Consider the following 17,051-nt stretch of genomic DNA (forward strand, 5'->3'; position numbering starts at 1 on the left):
ACGGAGAGCAGGGCGGTCGAGGCCGCCTCGGCATTGCCCGAGAGCAGGGCGCGGAAAACGAAATAGATGCCGAGCAGGGCGACCGCAGCGATCGCCGCCACCGACCAGACCGGCACCTTGAAGCCTGCGACGGTTGCCGCGATGGCCTGCCCGCGCCAGCGCGGCGAGAGCTCGGGGTCGGGCTGCTTCAACCGCCGCAGCGTCTCGAAGAGGTTGCGCTGGATCATCTGCAGGTTGTTGGCGCCCCCGGAGGAGGTGCGATGGATGCCCTGGAAGCCCAGCGCCAGGCAGGCATGCATCAGTTCCAGCAGGTCGTAATTGACCGATGGGTCGGCCTTGGCCCTGTCCAGCTCCTCGAAGAAGCGGACGCCGCCGGTGCGCTCGCCGAAGAAGCGCGAGAGCATGCTGTACTGCGTCCAGACATGGCGGTCGTCGCCGGGAGTGTTCTGGACGATGTCGTCGGCGGTGGCGGCGAGGACGTATTTCGCGGTGCGGGCGGTCTCGGCGGAGACGCCGGCGGCGCGGACCTCATGATCAAAGGCCTCGATCGTTTCACCGACCTGGCCCAGCAACTGCGCGAAGGGCGCGTTGGAGAGATTGGCGCGCATCCGCCCGAGCAGCAGCAGAAGCGGACCGGCGGCGCGCAGCAGCGGGTTCGCGTTCGGCGTCAGCAGCTGGTCGCGGCGCGGCAGCGACTGACTTCCCCCCGGAGGCGGGGGAGCCTGCGGGCGCTGCGGGATCGGCGCCGGGTTCGACATCCATTCGTCGCCGCCGCCGGGTACGCCGGGCGAGGGCACCTGCGGGGGCGCATAGGGCTGAGGCGCTGGCGTTGCGGCGGGGGAAGGCGTGGCAGGAGCTTGTGGCAGGGTCGCGCGGCGCCCGCCGGGGTTCGGCCGGATGATGGTCCGTTCGGAACGGCCGAACGGGTCGGACGAACCGTCGTCGCTCATCGCCTGCCCTCCAGAACGGCCCAGAGCTCGAGTTCGAGATCGGGCCAGTCACCGGAAAAATGCATGCCGATCGAACTCGCCGTGCTGAACTCGGGCCAGAGCGGCGAGGTGCGGTCGAGGTAGAAGTATACATGATCCGTGAGCGCGCGGATCTGCGGCGGTGGCGTCGGCAGATGGACGAGGCTGATGCCCGGCAGATGGGCATGGACGATCTCGTTCATCTTGGTGTTGGGGCCGATCTTGAAGAGCTGCGGGAACTGCGCCTGGATCTCGGTCAGCGGCCGGCGCGCCGCGACTTCCAGCACCAGCGTCGCGTTGCGGACGAGGCTGCGGTCCCGGATCGTCGACATGAAGGCGTTGGGCGCGCGTTCGATGATTTCCAGCCGGATGGCGCGGCGGCCGAGATTGGCCGAGAGGAAATCCTGGATGTCGCGCACGACGGGCGCGAAGCAGTTCTCCAGATCGTCGTGGTCATAGGCCGGATAGTCGCGGGCGCGGCGCTCGGCCGTGGTGAAGGTCGCGAGCTCACCGGCGAGCGCAAGGAAGACCGTGAACAGCCGCTCGGGATGGATGAAGCGCGAGCGGCGCATGTGCTTCAGCACGGGGATGTTGCGATTGAGAAGCTGAAGCACGAAGTAGTCCGCGCTCTGCAGGCCGCCGCCCGCCGTGGGGTCGGCGGCATAGCGAGCGAGTTCTTCCAGCTTGTTGTCGATCCAGCCGATGACCCGATCGAGCCAGCCCTCGATCACCGGATAGGCCGAGCAGACCAGCACCGGCGGGGCGAATTTCTCGTCAAACAGGATGGCGCGGTCGCGCACTTCGAGGATGCGGCCGAGCGCGAGACCGACATAGCCGGCCTTCGAGGTCTTGCGCAGCTCCAGCGTCAGGCGCGGATGGGCGACGTCGATCTCCTCCTCGGTGCGCAGGGAGGCGGTCGAATCGATCAGCATCTCGTTTGCGGGGACGTAGCGGCTGGCCGAGCCGTTCAGCGCGTCCTCGACCTCGCGGGTATTGGCGGCGGCCAGCGGCAGCGAGAGCCAGACGATCTGGCCGGCAGCATTCTCCGGCACCTCGATCGCGGCCGGCAGGGGGCTGTTGTCGGGCAGCGCGAAGGGGGTGCCGTCCGGCATCACGCCGACGGCGCGGCGCAGGCCGATGCGGCTCTGCTGGGCGAGGTCGCGGTCGATCTCCAGCACCGAGAAGCCCCATGGATAGGGCGAGATGGTCCTGACGCGGCTTTCCAGCAAATTCTCGAGATAGCGGTCGTTCTGCTGGAAGTGATGCGGCCTGAGGAAAAGCCCTTCCGACCAGACGACCTTGCTGTACCACGACATTCCGGTCTCGCTCACTCGAAGGCAGGCATGGTGAGCTTATCGAGGACGTAACCCAGCGTCACCAAGGGAATCCTATTCCCCTCGCGCGCGGGCCGCCGTCATTGACTTGAAGGATGCGGCGCCGAGAATTTCGCGGCAGTGCTGACAGCAACGAATCCGCCCGGGAGCCAGCGACGCATGCCCAAGGGACCGGCCGCCCGTATCCTCGACCCCGTGATCCACCCGCTGCCGGGCATCCTGCAGCCGGGGCCGGGCAGCCCCAATGTATTGATCGGCAGCCTGCCGGCCTGGCGCGGCGTGCCGGCGGCCGCGGCCGCCGCTATTCAGGCAGCCAAGGCGGCGTCCGATACGACACTTCAGGTTGCTGCCGCCGCGACGCTGGCGGCGGCCGGAACACCGGGTGCGCCCGCCGCCAAGGCGGCGGAGGAGGCAGCCAAGACGGCTGCGCTCTCGGCGATGAGCTCGACCATCACCGGCGCTTCGGGCGGCGCCGACATCCATAACTGCCTGACCCTGATGCCGCCGCAGCCGCATGGGCCCGGCGTCGTCATCGACGGTTCGCAGACCGTGCTGATCAACAACCTGCCGGCTTGCCGGGTGGGCGACACGATCACCGAGGCGCTCGGCCCGCCCAACAAGATCGTCATGGGGTTGCCGACTGTCATCATCGGCGGATGATCGCGAATTGATTCAGGAAAACAGCGCAAGCGGCTGATCCTCAATCGTTTTCTTCTTCAGTGGGTGCGATGGGCAAGAACAACCGGACAGTTCCCGATCGCCAGGAGGCCAAGAGCGAGCGCTTCCGCCACAAGATCGTGCAGCGGCTCTCCTCCGATCAGCGTCGGGCGCTGAACCACGGCACGGCCCGCAACGGCCGCATCGCCGAGACTTTGTGCTTCATGGCCTTGATCCGCGATCCCGCCCGGCGCAAGCGGCCGATGCTGCCGGTGCCGAACGTCAGCTGCACGGCGGCCGTGCGCCAGTTCTTCCGGGCTGATGACGGCGAGCAGGCCGCCCATCTGCTGCCGGGGCAGATCTCGATCGATGGTGCCTTTCCCTGGCTGTTCCTGTCGGGGCCGGCGGCGCGGCAGCTCGAAAACCTCTTCGGCTATGTCGAGCCGCTGCGGGCCGACTACAACAAGGCCGATTCGGCCGCCGAGGCGAACGGCCTGACCGACGCCTTCGCAGCGGCCTGCCGGCGCGTGCTGGCGACGAGGGGCGACGCGGCGACAGACATCGTCGCCGCTTACGAGCAGTTCTGGCATCCCGGTGCGCTCGCGGCCTTCGCCGCGGCAGAAGCCCAGAAGCGCAGCAAGCCGACGCCGCCGCCGATCGTCTATGGCGAGCCCGGCGGCGTCGAATACGGCATGATCCTCAACCTGGAGGAGCGGGTGGCCGCTTTCGAGGACGAGTCGATCTGGGCGACCTACGAGCAGCTCAGCATCCTCGGCTACTACAAGGCGGCTATGGACGAGGAGCCGCGCCAGCTTCAGCTCCGGGCGATCCGCGAGATCCTGGCGCTGCCAACGGCTTGACCGACGCGGACGGGCGGGCCAAGCGGGCGCTTCCATTTTCTCGCGCGACAGGACGCAAGCCCATGACCATCGAACGCATCGGATTGGCCGCCCGCTACTGCGACGCCGCCATCTTCAACGGCATCGTCTTCCTCGCCGGCCATGTGCCGGAGAAGACCGAGGGCGCTTCCCTGACCGAGCAGACGGAAGAGGTGCTGGCGCTGCTGGAGGACACGCTGGCGCAGGCCGGCAGCAGCAAGGAGCGCATCCTCAGCGTCCAGATCTTCCTCACCGATATCGGCAAGATCGGCGAGATGAACGCTGTCTGGGACAAGTGGGTGGCGGCAGGCCATGCGCCGGCGCGTGCGACCGTCGAGGCGAAGCTCGCCTCGCCCGGCTACGGCATCGAGATCACAGCGGTGGCGGCCAAGCGCTGACGGATACCTCTCGTCATTCCGGGACATTGCAAAGCAATGGGCCCGGAACCCAGAACCGATGCGCTTCGGCAAGGAAGTGACCGGATGCCCCCGCCCTTCCGATGGGCGGCATCGGTTCTGGATTCCGGGCTCAGGCCTGCGGCCTGCCCCGGAATGACGGTGTGGAGGTGATTGGGGTCAGGCCCGAGCATGACGGCCGCATAACCCGACCGTCACTTCCCGCCGCGGTCGTAGCACTCGGCGAAATAGATCATGAAGGCGTCGACCAGCCCGTTCTCGTAAGGGGCTGTCTTGGCCTCCCAGCGCGCGACATAGGCGTCCCACATCTTCGCCTTGCGCGAGCCGATCAGGCCACCGATGCCGCCGTCCTGCGCGGTGCTCTCGGCGACAGCCTGGGGGTCGAGGTCCTCGACCAGCATCTTCAGCGCGTGCTGCATGGCCGAGTAGGTCTTGATCTGGTGGGCCTTCAGGTCGCGGAAGCTCTCGTCGAAAGCGCGCCTGGCGTCGAGATAACCGGTGCGCGGCTGGCCGAAGATCAATTGCAGCGCATCGTCGACCGTCGGCGAGAATTTCAGCGGGTTGTTGTCCTGCGCCTGGATCATCGTCTGGTTGGTGCTGCGGGCGATGCGCTTGCTCTCGGCGCGGGCGGCGAGCAGGCCCTTCAGTTCCTCCGCGATCAGCCGCATCAGCCCGCCGAGCTGCTCGGCGAAGGCGCCGGGGTCCTGCGACGACAGCGACTGCGGCGAGACGCCGGCGCCCTTGGCGAAGCGCTGCATGAACTCGCCCATCGAGATCGGCGCTGCGGCTGCGGGCTGCGCGGCGCTTTCGGCTGCGAAGGGAGGTTCGGGCGCGAAAGCTCGAGGACGAGCCGGCTGTGGTTCGGTTGCCGCATCGGCCGGGACCGGGTCGGTGCCCGGCTCGTCCCAGGGGTTTGCGGCGGGCGCGCTGCTCGGGGCAGGGCGGCGTGGCGTCGGGATCGGCGCGATGGGTTCGACGGGGGCGATCGGCGACGGCTGCATCGGCGCCCAGGCGAAATCGTCGCCTTGCGCGGCCGGCGCGGACCAGCCCGGAGCGGCCGGTGGCGGAAGAGCCCCTGCATCGGGAGCAGGGATGTCCGTAGCCCAGTCGATGAAGCTCGCATGGACCGGTTTGGCGTGGCTGGGCGGCATCAGCTCGCGGCGCGAAATCGGCGGTGCGGCTTCCTCGCTCGGCGCCCAGAGCGATTCCGGCTGGGCCACATAGGGAGGCGGGGTGAGGGGGTGGGCCGGAGCCTGACCGGCATCGTCGTCGATCACGACGGCGATGACGTAGTGGCCGATTTCGAGCCGGTCGCCGTTCTGGAGCCGATAGGGCGACTGGACGCGATGATCGCCGCCATTGACGAAAGTGCCATTGGTCGAAATGTCGCGCAGCCACCAGGCGCCGTCGCGGAAGCGGATTTCGCAGTGGCGGCCGGAGATGGCGCGGGTGGGGTCGGGCAGGGCCCAGTCGAGATGCTGGTCGCGGCCGATGTCGAGGCCGCGCCCGCCGCTGGCGGTTACGCTCAGCGGGCCGCCATCCGGCAGGGAGGTCTCGTTCTCGATCGTCAGTGTCAGCGCCATGGTAGCGAACCGCTTCTACAGCATCGAACCGAATATCGTACTCGGACCGATGCTGTAGCTCTTTGATTTTGCATCGGCTTTCTCCGAAAACCGGACCCCACTTTTCGGGCCGATGCTCTAGCGCTTGCCGGCATCGTCTTCAGCCAAACGAATGCATGCTTCGACGCAGCGATGCAATGCGCCCTCGCGGTCGCGTGAGGGCAGGCGGTTGATCGCGTTGAGCACGGCGATGCGCGCCATCTTGGCGGTGAGGTCGGGCGGGCAGGGCACGCCGTGGCTTTCGACCATGCTGCCGCCGGAATACCCGGCCGCCCAGGCGACCCAGGTGCCCGGCCGGGCGCGGTCGCCGGCCAGCGCGAGCTTCAGCGCGTCGAAGCGGGTGCGGTCTCCGGGCTCGCGCACCCAGGCTTCGGCGGCGGCGAGGCCGGGATCCTGCGTGCCGGGCGGCTGCATCGCACGCACGGCCTGCAGCGCCCACCAGACGGTTTCGCGCCGCGGCAGCAGGAAGGCGCAGAAGCCGACCGCCTCCGACGGCGCCGGGCCCCTGATCAGCCGGGCAAGGAAGGCAAGCGGCGGCTCCGTGGTCGGCGGCATCGTGACGGCCTCGTGCGCCGAGGGAAAGGTCTCGAACACCTCGCGGGCGGTGCTGAAGCGCAGGCGTGACATGGAGGCCCCGGCCATTCTCAGTTGATCGTTATCATGGGGGCCTTGATCACGACGGTGCCGTCGCTGCCCACCTCGGTCATGCCGACGCTCTTGATCCTGATGCTCGGCGAGGTGATCTCGATGCTGCCGGGCGTCATCTTGATCTTGCTCTCGCCGACCTTGAGGTTGATCTCGGTCAGCGCCTCGACATCGATCTTGCCGTTTTCGACGTCGAGCCTGTCGTCGCCCTTCTTGAGCGTCGTCTTTCGCGAATAGCCGCCGTCCTGGTAGCGTTCGCCGATCTCGCGCGTCTCGATGTTGTTGACCACCACCTTGTGGTCCTTCTCTGCATGCATCTCGAAGACCTCGTGGTCCTTGCGGTCCTCGAACTTGATCTCGTTGTAGGTGTCGGGGAAGCCGGCTCCATCGGTCGATTCCGATTTCAGGCCCGATTGGGTCTTGTTCGCCGGCAGTTCATAGGGCGGCTTGTGCTGGTCGTTGACGACCGCGCCGACTACGAGCGGCAGGTCGGGGTTGCCCTCGAGGTACTCGACGATCACCTCCTGGCCGATTCGCGGGATGATCTGGCCGCCCCAGCCCTTGCCGGCCCACATCTGCGCGACACGGGTGCGGCAGGAGGTCGAGCCGTCCTCGCGATCCCAATGAAAGCGCAGCCAGATCCGGCCGTATTCGTCGACGTCGATGTCGCCTTCCTCGCCCTGGTTACGCTCACCGACCACCTTGGCGGTGTGCGGCCCGTAGACGGTGGGGCGCGGCGTGACGATGGGCGCGCGGAAGCGCCGCTCGCATTTCTGGAGTTCGTAGGAGCCGTGATAGAGCGCCTCGTCCTGCCTGGAGGAGGAACGATAGCTCTGGATGCCGAAGGCATGGGTTGCCCGGACAACGAGGTACTCGACATTCTCGGTGCCGGCCGGATGGTCCGCGAGCTTCATCAGGGCGCCGGGATAGAGGCTTGCGGCGTCGCCACCGGCATGGCGCCTGTCGTCCCTGGCCTGCTCGGCCTCGGCCATGACGCGGGCGAAATGCTCGCCCTGGTCGCGCTTGGTGTAGGCGGCGGGATAGTCATAGGCTTCATAGGATTTGGCCTTGGGAAAGCCCTCTTCGGCACGGGCGGTCAGGTCCGATTCCGATTTCTCGAAGTCGTAGTCCTTGAGCTCGAACTTGCCGGTGCGCAGGCGGCGCATCGTCGACCAGTGGGTGAGGTGCTCGACCTGGGAGTGCGGGAAGCGGTTGCCCTGCTTGACGAGCGAATAGGCCGAGGCATCGCCCTGGAAGCTCGGCTCGGCTGCGGCCGTGACCTGATCGTGAGCGGAGCGGGAATCGCAGAGCACGAGCTTGTGGTCGCCGTCGCTGTGCTTGAAATAATAATAGATGCCGTACTGCTCCATCAGCCGCAGCACGAAATCCAGATCGGTTTCGCGATACTGCACGCAGTAGTCGATCGGCTGCAGCGTCTCGCTCGTGCGGTCATCGAAGCTCGCCGAGCCTTCCTTGCCGAAGATCTCCTTGATGATGTCGATCGCGCTCTTGTTCTTGAAGATCCGGCAGTCGGCCCGCTGCGAGAGCAACCAGAGCCAGGGTCTGAGCGTGAAGCGATAGATGTAGAGATCGTCCTGTTGGCCGAGCCACTGCGCGTCGACCAGCGTGCCGTTCAGCACGCGCTCGCTCTTGTTCTTCAGCGTGAACTTGATCGAGCATTTCTCGCTCATCATGCTTTGCAGGTCGGCGTTGTCCGTCTTGCTCGCCGCTTCGATGTTGTATGTAAATAACTCGCTCAAAGCTTCGCTGGCTTCGAACTTGATAAGTGTAAATTTATCTTGGCCAGACGGCGTCGTGAATGACGCGGTTCTTTGACCTTGCCCTAGATTGGCAGTCATCAACAAAACCTCTCGCCGATTGAACCTATTTTTGCCTTGACGTAACTAACATGGAGAGTCATCGTCGACTCCTAAAGTCTTCATACGCCGAATGGCGCAACTTATCGGGAGGGTTCCCATGCGCAAGCAGTCCGGCTTCATCACATTGGTCGCTCTGACGGGCCTCGGGGTTCTCACCATGGCCGCAACGGCCGGAGCGCAGACCTACAAGGCCGACGACATCGTCAAGCATTTCGGGCCGGCGGCTGTGCCCAAGCCCGCGGTGACGCGCGGCCTGTGCGTCGGCACCGAGGCCGAATGCGCCAAGGCTGGCCATGTCGTCGAGGTGGCCAAGCCGCCGAGCGCCTTCGATCTCGTCGTCAAGTTCAAATACAATTCCGACGTGCTCGAGCCCGAGGCGAAGCTTAATCTCGATGAGTTCGCCAAGGCGCTGAAGACCCCGCAACTCTCCGCCCAGAGCTTCATGGTCGAGGGGCATACCGATGCGGCCGGCACGCCCGGCTATAATCTCAGCCTGTCGCAGCGCCGCGCGCAGGCCGTGGTCCGCTATCTCGGGGATCGCGGCGTGAGCCCCACCAAGCTCGTCGCCAGGGGATACGGCCAGAGCCGGCCGATCGCGCCCGATCCGCTGTCCGGCGACAATCGCCGCGTCGAGACCCGTCTGCGCACCGAATAACCAGCCAGGCCAGACAGCCGAGGCGGCGCGGGGCCAGCCCGGGCCGCCGATCCTGCAAGCGGGGAGAGCGATGGCGGCCTTGAATTTTGCCGAACTGACGAAGCCGGTTTCGGCCGACGAACCCTGCGGGCCGGATCTCGAGGACGATACCGACTTCATGAATGTCACGGCGCGGCTCGAGGTCGCGCTGCCGGCGTCGTATTTCCGCCGCGACGATGATGGGCGGCAGGTCGCTTTCGATCGCAGCGGCATCGAGTTTCCGGCTGCCTTCGCCGATCTCGGCAAGCTGCTGGAGCGCTCGCGCGACCTGCGCGTGCTCGTGCTCGGCGCGAAGCTGACGATCCTCAACCGCGACGTCCCGGGTTTCGCGGCCAGCCTCTCAACCATGGCGGGCCTCCTCGGCGATTACTGGGAGGAGGTGCATCCGCGGGCAATGGACGGCGATTTCGTCATGCGCGAAGTCGCGCTCCAGGGGCTCGACGAACTGGCGACCGTGGTGTTGCCGCTGCAGCATGCGCCGCTCTTCGTCAGCCGCCGGATCGGCCCTTTCGCCTTCCGCAGCCAGCTCGTCGCCAGCGGCGAGACCCGTCTCGTCGAGGGCGAGCAGCATCCCGATGCCGGAGCCATCCAGGCCGCGCTGGGCGATGTCGAGCCGGAGGATCTGACGGCGATTCTCGGCCATGTCAGCGCGGCGCGCGATGCGCTCGCCCGCATGCGCATGGTCTGGCTCGAGAAGGTCGGTGTCGATCATCCGCTCGGCTTTCCGCGCCTGGCGGCGCTTCTGGACCAGATCGCTGCCTTTCTGGACGCTGCAGTCGCGCGGCGCGTTCCGGGCCATCAATCGGCCGGTGCAGCGCCAGTGGCGAGCGGCGCGCCGGTGCCGGCAGCGAGCGCCGCAAGCTTCGGTCCCGGCAGCGTTTCGAACATCCTCCAAGTGAAGGATACGCTCTCGGCCTGCCTCGGCTACTTTCGCAAAACCGAGCCTTCCAGCCCGGCGGTCCTGCTGATCGGACAAGCCCAGCAGTTGATCGGAAAGTCGCTGATCGAGGTCATCCAGATCATGTTTCCCGAGCATGTCGACAAGGCTGTCATCGAGATCGGCGAATTGCGCCGGTTTCGGCTGCCGCTCGAACGCTTGCCGGTGCCGAATGGCTACGAGGCGGAGAGCGAAGCCGATCAGGGCTACGCCGAAGCGGCCGACGAGGCCGAGGATAGCGGCTACGGAAACGATGGCGATGACGAACAAGCGGTGGAGGACGACGCCGAAGCCGGCGAGCCTGCGGCGATCGAGGTCGCTCCCGCGCCGCCTGTCGCAGCATCCGCTATCGCGATCGGCAGCCGCAGCGAGGCCGTGGACGCGATGAGGGCGGTCGCCGCCTTCTATCGGCGGGTCGAGCCCTCGCATCCGACGCCGCTCTTGATGGACAAGGCCTGCGCTCTGGCGCAGCATGATTTCATGTCTCTTCTGGGCAATATCCTGCCAGACGTCGCTCAGGTTCCGGAGACCGACAGCTAGGTCAGTTTTTTGCCTTTGCTTTGAACCTTCCGTCGCGATGGCGCGACTATATCGATGACGGACGAAAACGGATAGGATGTCACGTTACGTCGGCGTGGCACGGATGCAGAGGGGCACGTCACATGGCCGGGGATTCAGGACAGAAGTTCATCCGCCGCAACAGGCCGCCTCGGGTGCACATCACCTATGAGGATCCGTACAACGCCGAGCAGAAGATCGAGCTGCCCTTCGTGATGGGCGTGCTGGCCGATCTCTCCGGCAACGCCTCGGCGATCGAGAAGCCGGAAATCTCCCAGCGCAAGTTCCTCGATTTCGACATGGACAATTTCGATCAGCGCATGGCCGCGATCGAGCCTGCCGTGTCCTTCAACGTGGCCAACAAGCTCGGCGACGACAGCAACGAGAAGTTGTCGGTGGCGCTGAAGTTCTCGAAGTTCGAGGATTTCAACCCGGCTGCGGTCGCCCGCCAGATCCCGGCGACGGCGAAGCTGCTGGAGGCGCGCGAGCAGCTCGCCAACCTGCTGCGCTACATGGACGGCAAGATGGCCGCGAGCGACCAGATCAAGGCGCTGCTCGCCGACCCGCAGCTGATGGCCACCCTCAAGGACAGGCTCGGCAAGAGCGAGCCTGCCGAGGACAAGAAACAGAATTGATCATGGATGCGGGCCCGCCGCTGCGGGTCTGCCAGGCGGTTAAGCAAGCGAGGCGGCAATGGCAGCGGAAGCACAAACCCAGCAGCCCGGTGGCGCGGCTGTAGAGACCCGCGAGATCGATGATTTCTCGGCAGTCCTGAAGCAGAGTTTCAAACCGAAAACCGAGCGGGCGGCGACCGAGGTCGAGAACGCGGTCGCGACGCTGGTCAACCAGGCGCTGGCGGATCAGACCCTGATCAAGGGCGACGTCATCGACACGATCGAGGAGATGATCGCCCGGCTCGACGCCAAGTTGACCGAGCAGATGAACGCGGTGCTGCACGCACCGGAATACCAGAAGATCGAGAGCGCCTGGCGCGGCCTCAACTACCTCGTCTTCAACTCCGAGACGGACGCGCAGTTGAAGATCAAGGTGATGAACGTCTCGAAGAACGAGCTCGCTCGCAATCTCAAGACCTATCCCGGCGCGCGCTGGGACCAGAGCCCGCTGTTCAAGCAGGTCTACGAGCAGGAGTTCGGTCAGCTCGGCGGCCAGCCCTTCGGCTGCCTGGTCGGCGACTACCACTTCAGCCATGTTCCGACCGACGTGCAGCTCCTGCGCGATCTGTCGAAGGTTGCGGCGGCGGCGCATGCGCCTTTCTTCGCCGGCGCCGAGCCGACCCTGATGGGCATGGACAGCTGGACGGAACTCTCCAACCCGCGCGATCTCGGCAAGGTCTTCGACACGCCGGACTATGCGGCCTGGAAGGGTCTGCGCGACGCGGCCGACTCCCGCTATGTCGGGCTTTGCCTGCCGCGGGTGCTCTCGCGGGTGCCTTACGGCGCCAAGTCCGAGCCGGTCGAGGAGTTCGCCTTCGAGGAGGACACCGACGGCCACAAGGGCGAGAACTACGCCTGGATGAACGCGGCCTATGCCATGGCCGTCAACATCAACCGCGCCTTCAAGGAATATGGCTGGTGCACCCGCATCCGCGGCGTCCAGTCGGGCGGTGAGGTGCTCAACCTGCCGACCCACACCTTCCCGACCGACGATGGCGGCATCGACCTGAAATGCCCGACCGAGATCGCGATCAGCGACCGGCGCGAGGCGGAGCTGGCCAAATCCGGCCTGATCCCGCTCATCCATCGCAAGAACACGGACAAGGCGGCCTTCATCGGCGCGCAGTCGCTCTACAAGCCCAAGGCCTTCTCGGGGCCGGACGGGGTGGCGGCGACAGCCTCCGACAACCTGTCGGCGCGCTTGCCCTACATGTTCGCGGTCTCGCGCTTCGCGCACTACCTGAAGTGCATGGTTCGCGACAAGATCGGCTCCTACAAGGAAAAGGAGCCGCTGCGCCGCTGGCTGCAGGAGTGGATCACCGACTATGTCGACGGCGATCCGGTCAATTCCAGCGAAGAGACGAAGGCGCGGCGCCCGCTCTCCGATGCGCGCATCGACGTCTTCGAGGACGAGGAGAACCCTGGCTACTACTCGGCCAAGTTCTATCTGCGGCCGCACTTCCAGCTTGAAGGCATGGATATCGGCCTGAGCCTGGTCTCGCGACTGCCAGCTCCCAAGCAGTGACCGTCACCTGATCAGCAGGTGATGGCCAACGAGAATCTTCGGCGCGCCGGCCGGTCGAGGCGGCGCGACAGGAGAAGTGCGTCCCCAAGCCCGTTCGCACCAGCGAGCGTCACAACATTCCACCTTGGAGGTAAACATGGCTAGCGACTTCCTGCTCGAGATCGATGGCATCAAGGGCGAAAGCAAGGACAAGAACCACAAGGACACGATCGAGGTCGATTCCTTCTCCTGGGGCGTCAGCAACGCCGGCTCGCATGCATCCAATGCCGGTGGCGGCGCCGGCAAGGCGAGCTTCCAGGATATTCACTTCACCTCGTCGGTCGGCAAGGCGTCGGCGAACCTGGCGCTGTCCTGCGCCAGCGGCAAGCACATCAAGAAGGCCGTGCTCTATGTCCGCAAGCAGGGCGAGACGCAGCAGGACTACTATGTCGTGACGCTGGAGGACCTGCTGGTGTCGAGCTACCAGTCCGGCGACGCGGCCGGCGGGACCAGCATCCCGACCGACCAGTTCTCGCTGAACTACGCGAAGATCAAATACGAGTACAAGCCGCAAAAGCAGGACGGCGCGCTCGATGCGCCGATCACGATGACCTGGGACATCAAGGCCAACGCGAAGTGAGGATAGTGCGCCGGTTCCGGGTCTCCGGAACCGGCGCACTAATGCCGGACAGGACATGATGGCCGATCCGATCTCGAAGAAGCGGCTGCGGCCGCCTTTGATGTTCGCATTCCGGGAGGCGCATCTGGAAAAGGATGCGAGGACCGCGCTCGACCTGCGGGACGAGGGCGGCGAACGCGTGATCGCGAACCGCCGCGCCGCGCCGCGCGCGGCGATCACCGAGCAGAAGCTCAGGCGCGAGATCGGCATCGATCTGGACGCGCTGGTGAACACGATCAACCTGGCTTCCGCGCTCGATCTCTCAGGGCTGGAGCATGTCCGCCGCTCCGTGCTCAACCACGGCTTCCCCGACATGACGCGGCTGTCGATCGACGAGCACCGCGTCGATGCGATCCGCGAGGATCTGGCGGATGTGCTGATCGGCTACGAGCCGCGCCTGATCCGCAAGTCGATCGCCGTGGAGCGCGACCAGACGGTGAATCCGGCGGAACTCAAGGTGCGCTTCCTGGTCCGGGCCGACCTCAACTGCGAGCCGCTCAACGTGCCCGTGCAGTTCGTCGCCGATCTCGAGCTCGATACCGGCAAGATCGCGATCAAGGGGCGCTGACGCGATGAACCAGGAGTTTCTCGACCTCTACAACCAGGAACTCCGGCTCTTCATGGAGCACAGCAAGGAGTTCGCCGAGGAGTATCCCGGCATTGCCGAGCGGCTCGGCGGGCTCGCCGGCGAGCGCATGGACCCGATGGTCGGGGGCCTGCTGGAGGGCGCGGCCTTCCTCGCCGCCCGCGTGCAGCTCAAGCTGAAGCACGAGTTTCCCGAGTTCACCAACAACCTGCTTGAGCAGCTGCTGCCGAACTACCTGGCACCGACGCCTTCGGCGCTGCTGGCGGGCATCGAGCCGCCTTATTCCGATCCTGGCCTGCGCGAGGGCGTCCGCATTCCCCGCGGCTCCTATGTCGATGCGACCTATCTCGAGCGCGAGCGCCGCGTCGCCTGCCGCTACCGCCTCGGCTCCGATGTCGTGCTCTGGCCCTTCGAGGTTACGGCGGCGGAGTACATCCCGGCGCCCGGCTCATTGCAGGCGCTCGGTCTCAAGGTCGGTCCGCGCGCTCTGGCGGGCCTGCGCCTGACGCTGACCCATCGCGTCATGGCCGATCGCGAGCAGGAGCCCTCCGCGGCGGACGCGCTCAAGAATCCGGCGAGCTGGTTTGCCGGCTGCCGCGCCCGCGAATTGAGCTTCCATCTCCTCGGCGGGGAGGGCGACGCGGTCGCGCTCTACGAGCAGCTCTTCGCGAACTGCATCGGCGTGCATTTCCGCCATCTCGACGCCTTCGGCGATCCGGTGGTGACGCCGGGTGAGGATTGCCGGCTCGAACAGATCGGCTTCGACGAAGACGAGGCGCTGCTGCCGGCCGATACGCGAGTCTTCCGCGGCTTCGAGCTGCTGCGCGAACTGTTCTGGTTCCCGCGCAAGTTCCTCGGCTTCCGGCTGGAAGGGCTGAACAGGGTCCTGCCGAAGCTCACCGCGAAGACGGTCGAGCTGATCTTCGTCTTCGACGAGGTCAATACGCGGCTGCCGGGCGCCGTGCGCAAGGAGATGTTCGCGCTTTACGCAGCGCCCGCGATCAACCTCTTCGAGAAGACGGCCGACCGCATCCCGGTGAAGATGAACCAGCACGAGTTCCATGTCGTGCCGGATCGCAGCCGGGCGCTCGACTACGAGCCGCACAGCGTTCTCTCGGTCCACGCCCACTATATCGGCGGGCGCGAGAAGCAGCCGGTCCATCCGCTCTATTCATCGCCGGAAGGCGCTTCGCCGGTGCATGGCCTGCATTACACGCAGCGCCGCTTGCCGCGCCGGCGCTCCTCCGCCGAGCGTCGGCAGGGCCGCGCCTCCGACTATACGGGTACGGAGATGTTCATCTCGCTGGTCGAGCCGGCGGGCCTGTCGGAAACCGCATCGGTCGCCGAGCTCAGCGTGCGCGCGCTCTGCTCGAACCGGCACCTGACCGAGCATCTGCCGACCGGCATCGGCGGCGCCGATTTCCGGCTGATCGACAATGTCTCGCTGGATGTCTCCTGCCTTGCCGGGCCGACGCCGCCGCGCGAGCCGATCGTTTCCCAGCTCAAGCTGCGGGCCGAGATGGCGAGCACCGGCGTCGTCACTTGGCGGTTGATCAACCTGCTCAGCCTCAACCAGCTCGGCCTCGTCCAGCGCGGTGCGGGCCAGAACGGCGAGGCGTTGCGGGAGCTGCTCTCGCTTTTCGCCGACCTCGCCGACAGCGCGACCGAGCGGCGCATCCGCGGCATCAAGAGCGTCGACAGCCGGGCCGTCGTGCGGCGCTTTCCGCAGCGGGCGGGGACGGGCGCGGCGCGCGGGCTCGAGATCACCGTGCTGCTCGACGAGAAGGCCTTCGAAGGCTCGGGCGTCTTCCTGCTGGGCGCGGCGCTCGACCGCTTCTTCGCCGAATACGCAGCGATGAACCATTTCACCCAGACGGTGATCCGTACGGTGGAGCGCGGCGAAGTCATGCGCTTTCCGCCGCGGGCCGGTTCGAGGCGCATCCTGTGACCGAGGAACCGGCCAACCCGCTGGAGAAGGCGCCGACCTACCAGGCGCAACTGGAGGCCGAGCCCTGGCGCTTCGATTTCTATGCGGTGATGCGCCGGCTGGAGCGCAGCTTTCCGGAGCGGGGCCGGATCGGCGACGTCGCGACGCGGCGGGACGAATATGTTGCGCTGGGCGAACCGGCCTATCTCGACTTTCCGGCGTCCAGCATCGCCGAGGCCGATCGCGACGGGCAGGGGCGTCTGCGGCTGCTGGTCAAGTTCCTCGGCCTGCTCGGCCCGCAGGGCGCGCTGCCGCTGGCGACCACCGAGGAGACCTACCACTGGCAGATCGCGCGGGACGACGCCTTCCCCCGATTCCTCGACATCTTCAACCACCGCTTCCTGCAGCTGTTCTATCGGGCCTGGGCGGATTCGCGGCCGATCGCGCAGCATGACCGGCCCGATCTCGACCGCTTCGCCGCCTATATCGGCAGCACGGTCGGGCTGGGCTCGAAGCCCTATGCCGGCCGGGACAGCGTTCCCGATGCCGAGAAGCTCGCCCATGCCGGGCTGATCGGCGCGCAGGCGAAATCGGCCTCGCGGCTCAAGCGTTTCCTGGCGGGGTTGTTCAAGGCGGATGTCGAGATCGAACAGTTCGTCGGCATGCGGCTCGTCTTCGATCCGGCCGACCGGACACGGCTCGGCGGCGCGCATTGCACGCTCGGAGGCGACGCGCTGCTCGGGGCCAGCGTCTATAGCGTCGAGGACAAGTTCCGCGTGAAGATCGTGGCTGGCGACCTCGCGCAGTTCGAGCGCTTCCTGCCCAACGGCGACCGCTGCGAGCCGCTGGCCGATGCGGTGTTCTTCCATCTCGGCGAGCAGTTCGAATGGGATGTCGAGCTGGCTTTGCCGGTCGGCGAGGTGAAGCCGGTCCGGCTCGGACAATCCGGCCATCTCGGCTGGACGAGCTGGATGGCGCCGAACTGGGATGTCGAGCCCGGCGCGCTGCGCCGCGACGCCCGCTTCCATCCCGCCGAAAGCCTGCGCCTGAAACGAAGCCGCACTGCGACCGCCGGACACTGAAGGGGACGAC

Annotated in this window: 16 protein-coding genes; 11 read left to right on the forward strand and 5 right to left on the reverse strand. The window is 66.3% G+C overall.

Annotation, left to right across the window (positions count from 1 at the left end; all coding sequences use genetic code 11):
* Together icmH and tssK are read right to left on the reverse strand one after the other, a co-directional pair.
* Nucleotides 1-950, reverse strand: a 950-nt coding sequence (gene icmH / locus AC2FAN_RS15665; RefSeq protein WP_485175264.1) for a type IVB secretion system protein IcmH/DotU, incomplete at its 3' end; no start/stop codon positions are given.
* Entirely contained in the window at nucleotides 947-2,284 is a 1,338-nt protein-coding gene (tssK, locus tag AC2FAN_RS15670) for a type VI secretion system baseplate subunit TssK (protein ID WP_265053818.1), read from the reverse strand. The genes icmH and tssK, both read right to left, overlap by 4 nt.
* A gap of 177 nt (nucleotides 2,285-2,461) precedes the next feature.
* Here tssK and AC2FAN_RS15675 point away from each other — a divergent pair, with 177 nt between their 5' ends.
* The 3 genes from AC2FAN_RS15675 (at nucleotide 2,462) to AC2FAN_RS15685 (ending at nucleotide 4,235) form a co-directional block, all read left to right on the forward strand.
* On the forward strand, nucleotides 2,462-2,962 hold the full coding sequence (locus AC2FAN_RS15675; protein WP_485175266.1) for a PAAR domain-containing protein: 501 nt from the start codon (nucleotides 2,462-2,464) through the stop codon (nucleotides 2,960-2,962).
* A gap of 68 nt (nucleotides 2,963-3,030) precedes the next feature.
* Nucleotides 3,031-3,819 (forward strand): hypothetical protein, encoded by a 789-nt coding sequence (locus AC2FAN_RS15680; protein ID WP_265053816.1) that lies wholly within the window; start codon nucleotides 3,031-3,033, stop codon nucleotides 3,817-3,819.
* A gap of 62 nt (nucleotides 3,820-3,881) precedes the next feature.
* Nucleotides 3,882-4,235: a RidA family protein gene (locus tag AC2FAN_RS15685; protein WP_265053815.1), complete on the forward strand. Its 354-nt coding sequence runs from the start codon at nucleotides 3,882-3,884 to the stop codon at nucleotides 4,233-4,235.
* Between the two features lie 212 nt (nucleotides 4,236-4,447).
* Here the strand turns inward: AC2FAN_RS15685 and tagH are convergent, their stop codons facing one another.
* The 3 genes from tagH to AC2FAN_RS15700 form a co-directional block, all read right to left on the reverse strand.
* Nucleotides 4,448-5,836: a type VI secretion system-associated FHA domain protein TagH gene (gene tagH / locus AC2FAN_RS15690; RefSeq protein WP_485175268.1), complete on the reverse strand. Its 1,389-nt coding sequence runs from the start codon at nucleotides 5,834-5,836 to the stop codon at nucleotides 4,448-4,450.
* Between the two features lie 117 nt (nucleotides 5,837-5,953).
* Complete coding sequence (locus tag AC2FAN_RS15695) at nucleotides 5,954-6,502, reverse strand: DUF6931 family protein (protein ID WP_485175270.1); 549 nt, start codon at nucleotides 6,500-6,502, stop codon at nucleotides 5,954-5,956.
* Nucleotides 6,503-6,519: 17 nt separating this feature from the next.
* A complete protein-coding gene (locus AC2FAN_RS15700) occupies nucleotides 6,520-8,379 on the reverse strand; it encodes a type VI secretion system Vgr family protein (RefSeq protein WP_265053812.1) in 1,860 nt (619 codons plus the stop codon).
* 118 nt (nucleotides 8,380-8,497) lie between these two features.
* Here AC2FAN_RS15700 and AC2FAN_RS15705 point away from each other — a divergent pair, with 118 nt between their 5' ends.
* The 8 genes from AC2FAN_RS15705 to tssG all read left to right on the forward strand — a co-directional run bounded on the left by AC2FAN_RS15705 (nucleotide 8,498) and on the right by tssG (nucleotide 17,041).
* Nucleotides 8,498-9,055: an OmpA family protein gene (locus tag AC2FAN_RS15705; protein ID WP_265053811.1), complete on the forward strand. Its 558-nt coding sequence runs from the start codon at nucleotides 8,498-8,500 to the stop codon at nucleotides 9,053-9,055.
* 70 nt (nucleotides 9,056-9,125) lie between these two features.
* Entirely contained in the window at nucleotides 9,126-10,571 is a 1,446-nt protein-coding gene (locus AC2FAN_RS15710) for a type VI secretion system protein TssA (RefSeq protein ID WP_485175272.1), read from the forward strand.
* A 122-nt stretch (nucleotides 10,572-10,693) separates the two neighbouring features.
* Nucleotides 10,694-11,224 carry a type VI secretion system contractile sheath small subunit gene (gene tssB / locus AC2FAN_RS15715; RefSeq protein ID WP_265053809.1) on the forward strand — a complete coding sequence of 177 codons (531 nt, stop codon included), beginning with the start codon at nucleotides 10,694-10,696 and terminating at the stop codon, nucleotides 11,222-11,224.
* 58 nt (nucleotides 11,225-11,282) lie between these two features.
* Nucleotides 11,283-12,788, forward strand: a complete 1,506-nt coding sequence (gene tssC / locus AC2FAN_RS15720) for a type VI secretion system contractile sheath large subunit (protein WP_265053808.1) — start codon at nucleotides 11,283-11,285, stop codon at nucleotides 12,786-12,788.
* 136 nt (nucleotides 12,789-12,924) lie between these two features.
* Entirely contained in the window at nucleotides 12,925-13,407 is a 483-nt protein-coding gene (locus tag AC2FAN_RS15725; RefSeq protein WP_265053807.1) for an Hcp family type VI secretion system effector, read from the forward strand.
* A gap of 58 nt (nucleotides 13,408-13,465) precedes the next feature.
* Nucleotides 13,466-14,014, forward strand: coding sequence for a type VI secretion system baseplate subunit TssE (locus tag AC2FAN_RS15730; protein ID WP_485175275.1), 549 nt, complete (start codon nucleotides 13,466-13,468; stop codon nucleotides 14,012-14,014).
* A 4-nt stretch (nucleotides 14,015-14,018) separates the two neighbouring features.
* Nucleotides 14,019-15,980 carry a type VI secretion system baseplate subunit TssF gene (gene tssF, locus AC2FAN_RS15735; RefSeq protein WP_485175277.1) on the forward strand — a complete coding sequence of 654 codons (1,962 nt, stop codon included), beginning with the start codon at nucleotides 14,019-14,021 and terminating at the stop codon, nucleotides 15,978-15,980.
* A complete protein-coding gene (gene tssG / locus AC2FAN_RS15740; protein WP_485175279.1) occupies nucleotides 15,977-17,041 on the forward strand; it encodes a type VI secretion system baseplate subunit TssG in 1,065 nt (354 codons plus the stop codon). The genes tssF and tssG overlap by 4 nt, the downstream gene beginning before the upstream one ends.
* The last annotated feature ends 10 nt before the right edge of the window (nucleotides 17,042-17,051 follow it).

Source organism: Allobosea sp. RIT-PG3_2, from assembly GCF_057321085.1.

Excerpts from the sequence above, each read along its gene's own strand:
- tssK (WP_265053818.1), bottom strand. The coding sequence starts at position 2,284 with ATGTCGTGGTACAGCAAGGTCGTCTGGTCGGAAGGGCTTTTCCTCAGG.
- AC2FAN_RS15675 (WP_485175266.1), top strand. The coding sequence starts at position 2,462 with ATGCCCAAGGGACCGGCCGCCCGTATCCTCGACCCCGTGATCCACCCG.
- AC2FAN_RS15680 (WP_265053816.1), top strand. The coding sequence starts at position 3,031 with ATGGGCAAGAACAACCGGACAGTTCCCGATCGCCAGGAGGCCAAGAGC.
- AC2FAN_RS15685 (WP_265053815.1), top strand. The coding sequence starts at position 3,882 with ATGACCATCGAACGCATCGGATTGGCCGCCCGCTACTGCGACGCCGCC.
- tagH (WP_485175268.1), bottom strand. The coding sequence starts at position 5,836 with ATGGCGCTGACACTGACGATCGAGAACGAGACCTCCCTGCCGGATGGC.
- AC2FAN_RS15695 (WP_485175270.1), bottom strand. The coding sequence starts at position 6,502 with ATGTCACGCCTGCGCTTCAGCACCGCCCGCGAGGTGTTCGAGACCTTT.
- AC2FAN_RS15700 (WP_265053812.1), bottom strand. The coding sequence starts at position 8,379 with ATGACTGCCAATCTAGGGCAAGGTCAAAGAACCGCGTCATTCACGACG.
- AC2FAN_RS15705 (WP_265053811.1), top strand. The coding sequence starts at position 8,498 with ATGCGCAAGCAGTCCGGCTTCATCACATTGGTCGCTCTGACGGGCCTC.
- AC2FAN_RS15710 (WP_485175272.1), top strand. The coding sequence starts at position 9,126 with ATGGCGGCCTTGAATTTTGCCGAACTGACGAAGCCGGTTTCGGCCGAC.
- tssB (WP_265053809.1), top strand. The coding sequence starts at position 10,694 with ATGGCCGGGGATTCAGGACAGAAGTTCATCCGCCGCAACAGGCCGCCT.
- tssC (WP_265053808.1), top strand. The coding sequence starts at position 11,283 with ATGGCAGCGGAAGCACAAACCCAGCAGCCCGGTGGCGCGGCTGTAGAG.
- AC2FAN_RS15725 (WP_265053807.1), top strand. The coding sequence starts at position 12,925 with ATGGCTAGCGACTTCCTGCTCGAGATCGATGGCATCAAGGGCGAAAGC.
- AC2FAN_RS15730 (WP_485175275.1), top strand. The coding sequence starts at position 13,466 with ATGGCCGATCCGATCTCGAAGAAGCGGCTGCGGCCGCCTTTGATGTTC.
- tssF (WP_485175277.1), top strand. The coding sequence starts at position 14,019 with ATGAACCAGGAGTTTCTCGACCTCTACAACCAGGAACTCCGGCTCTTC.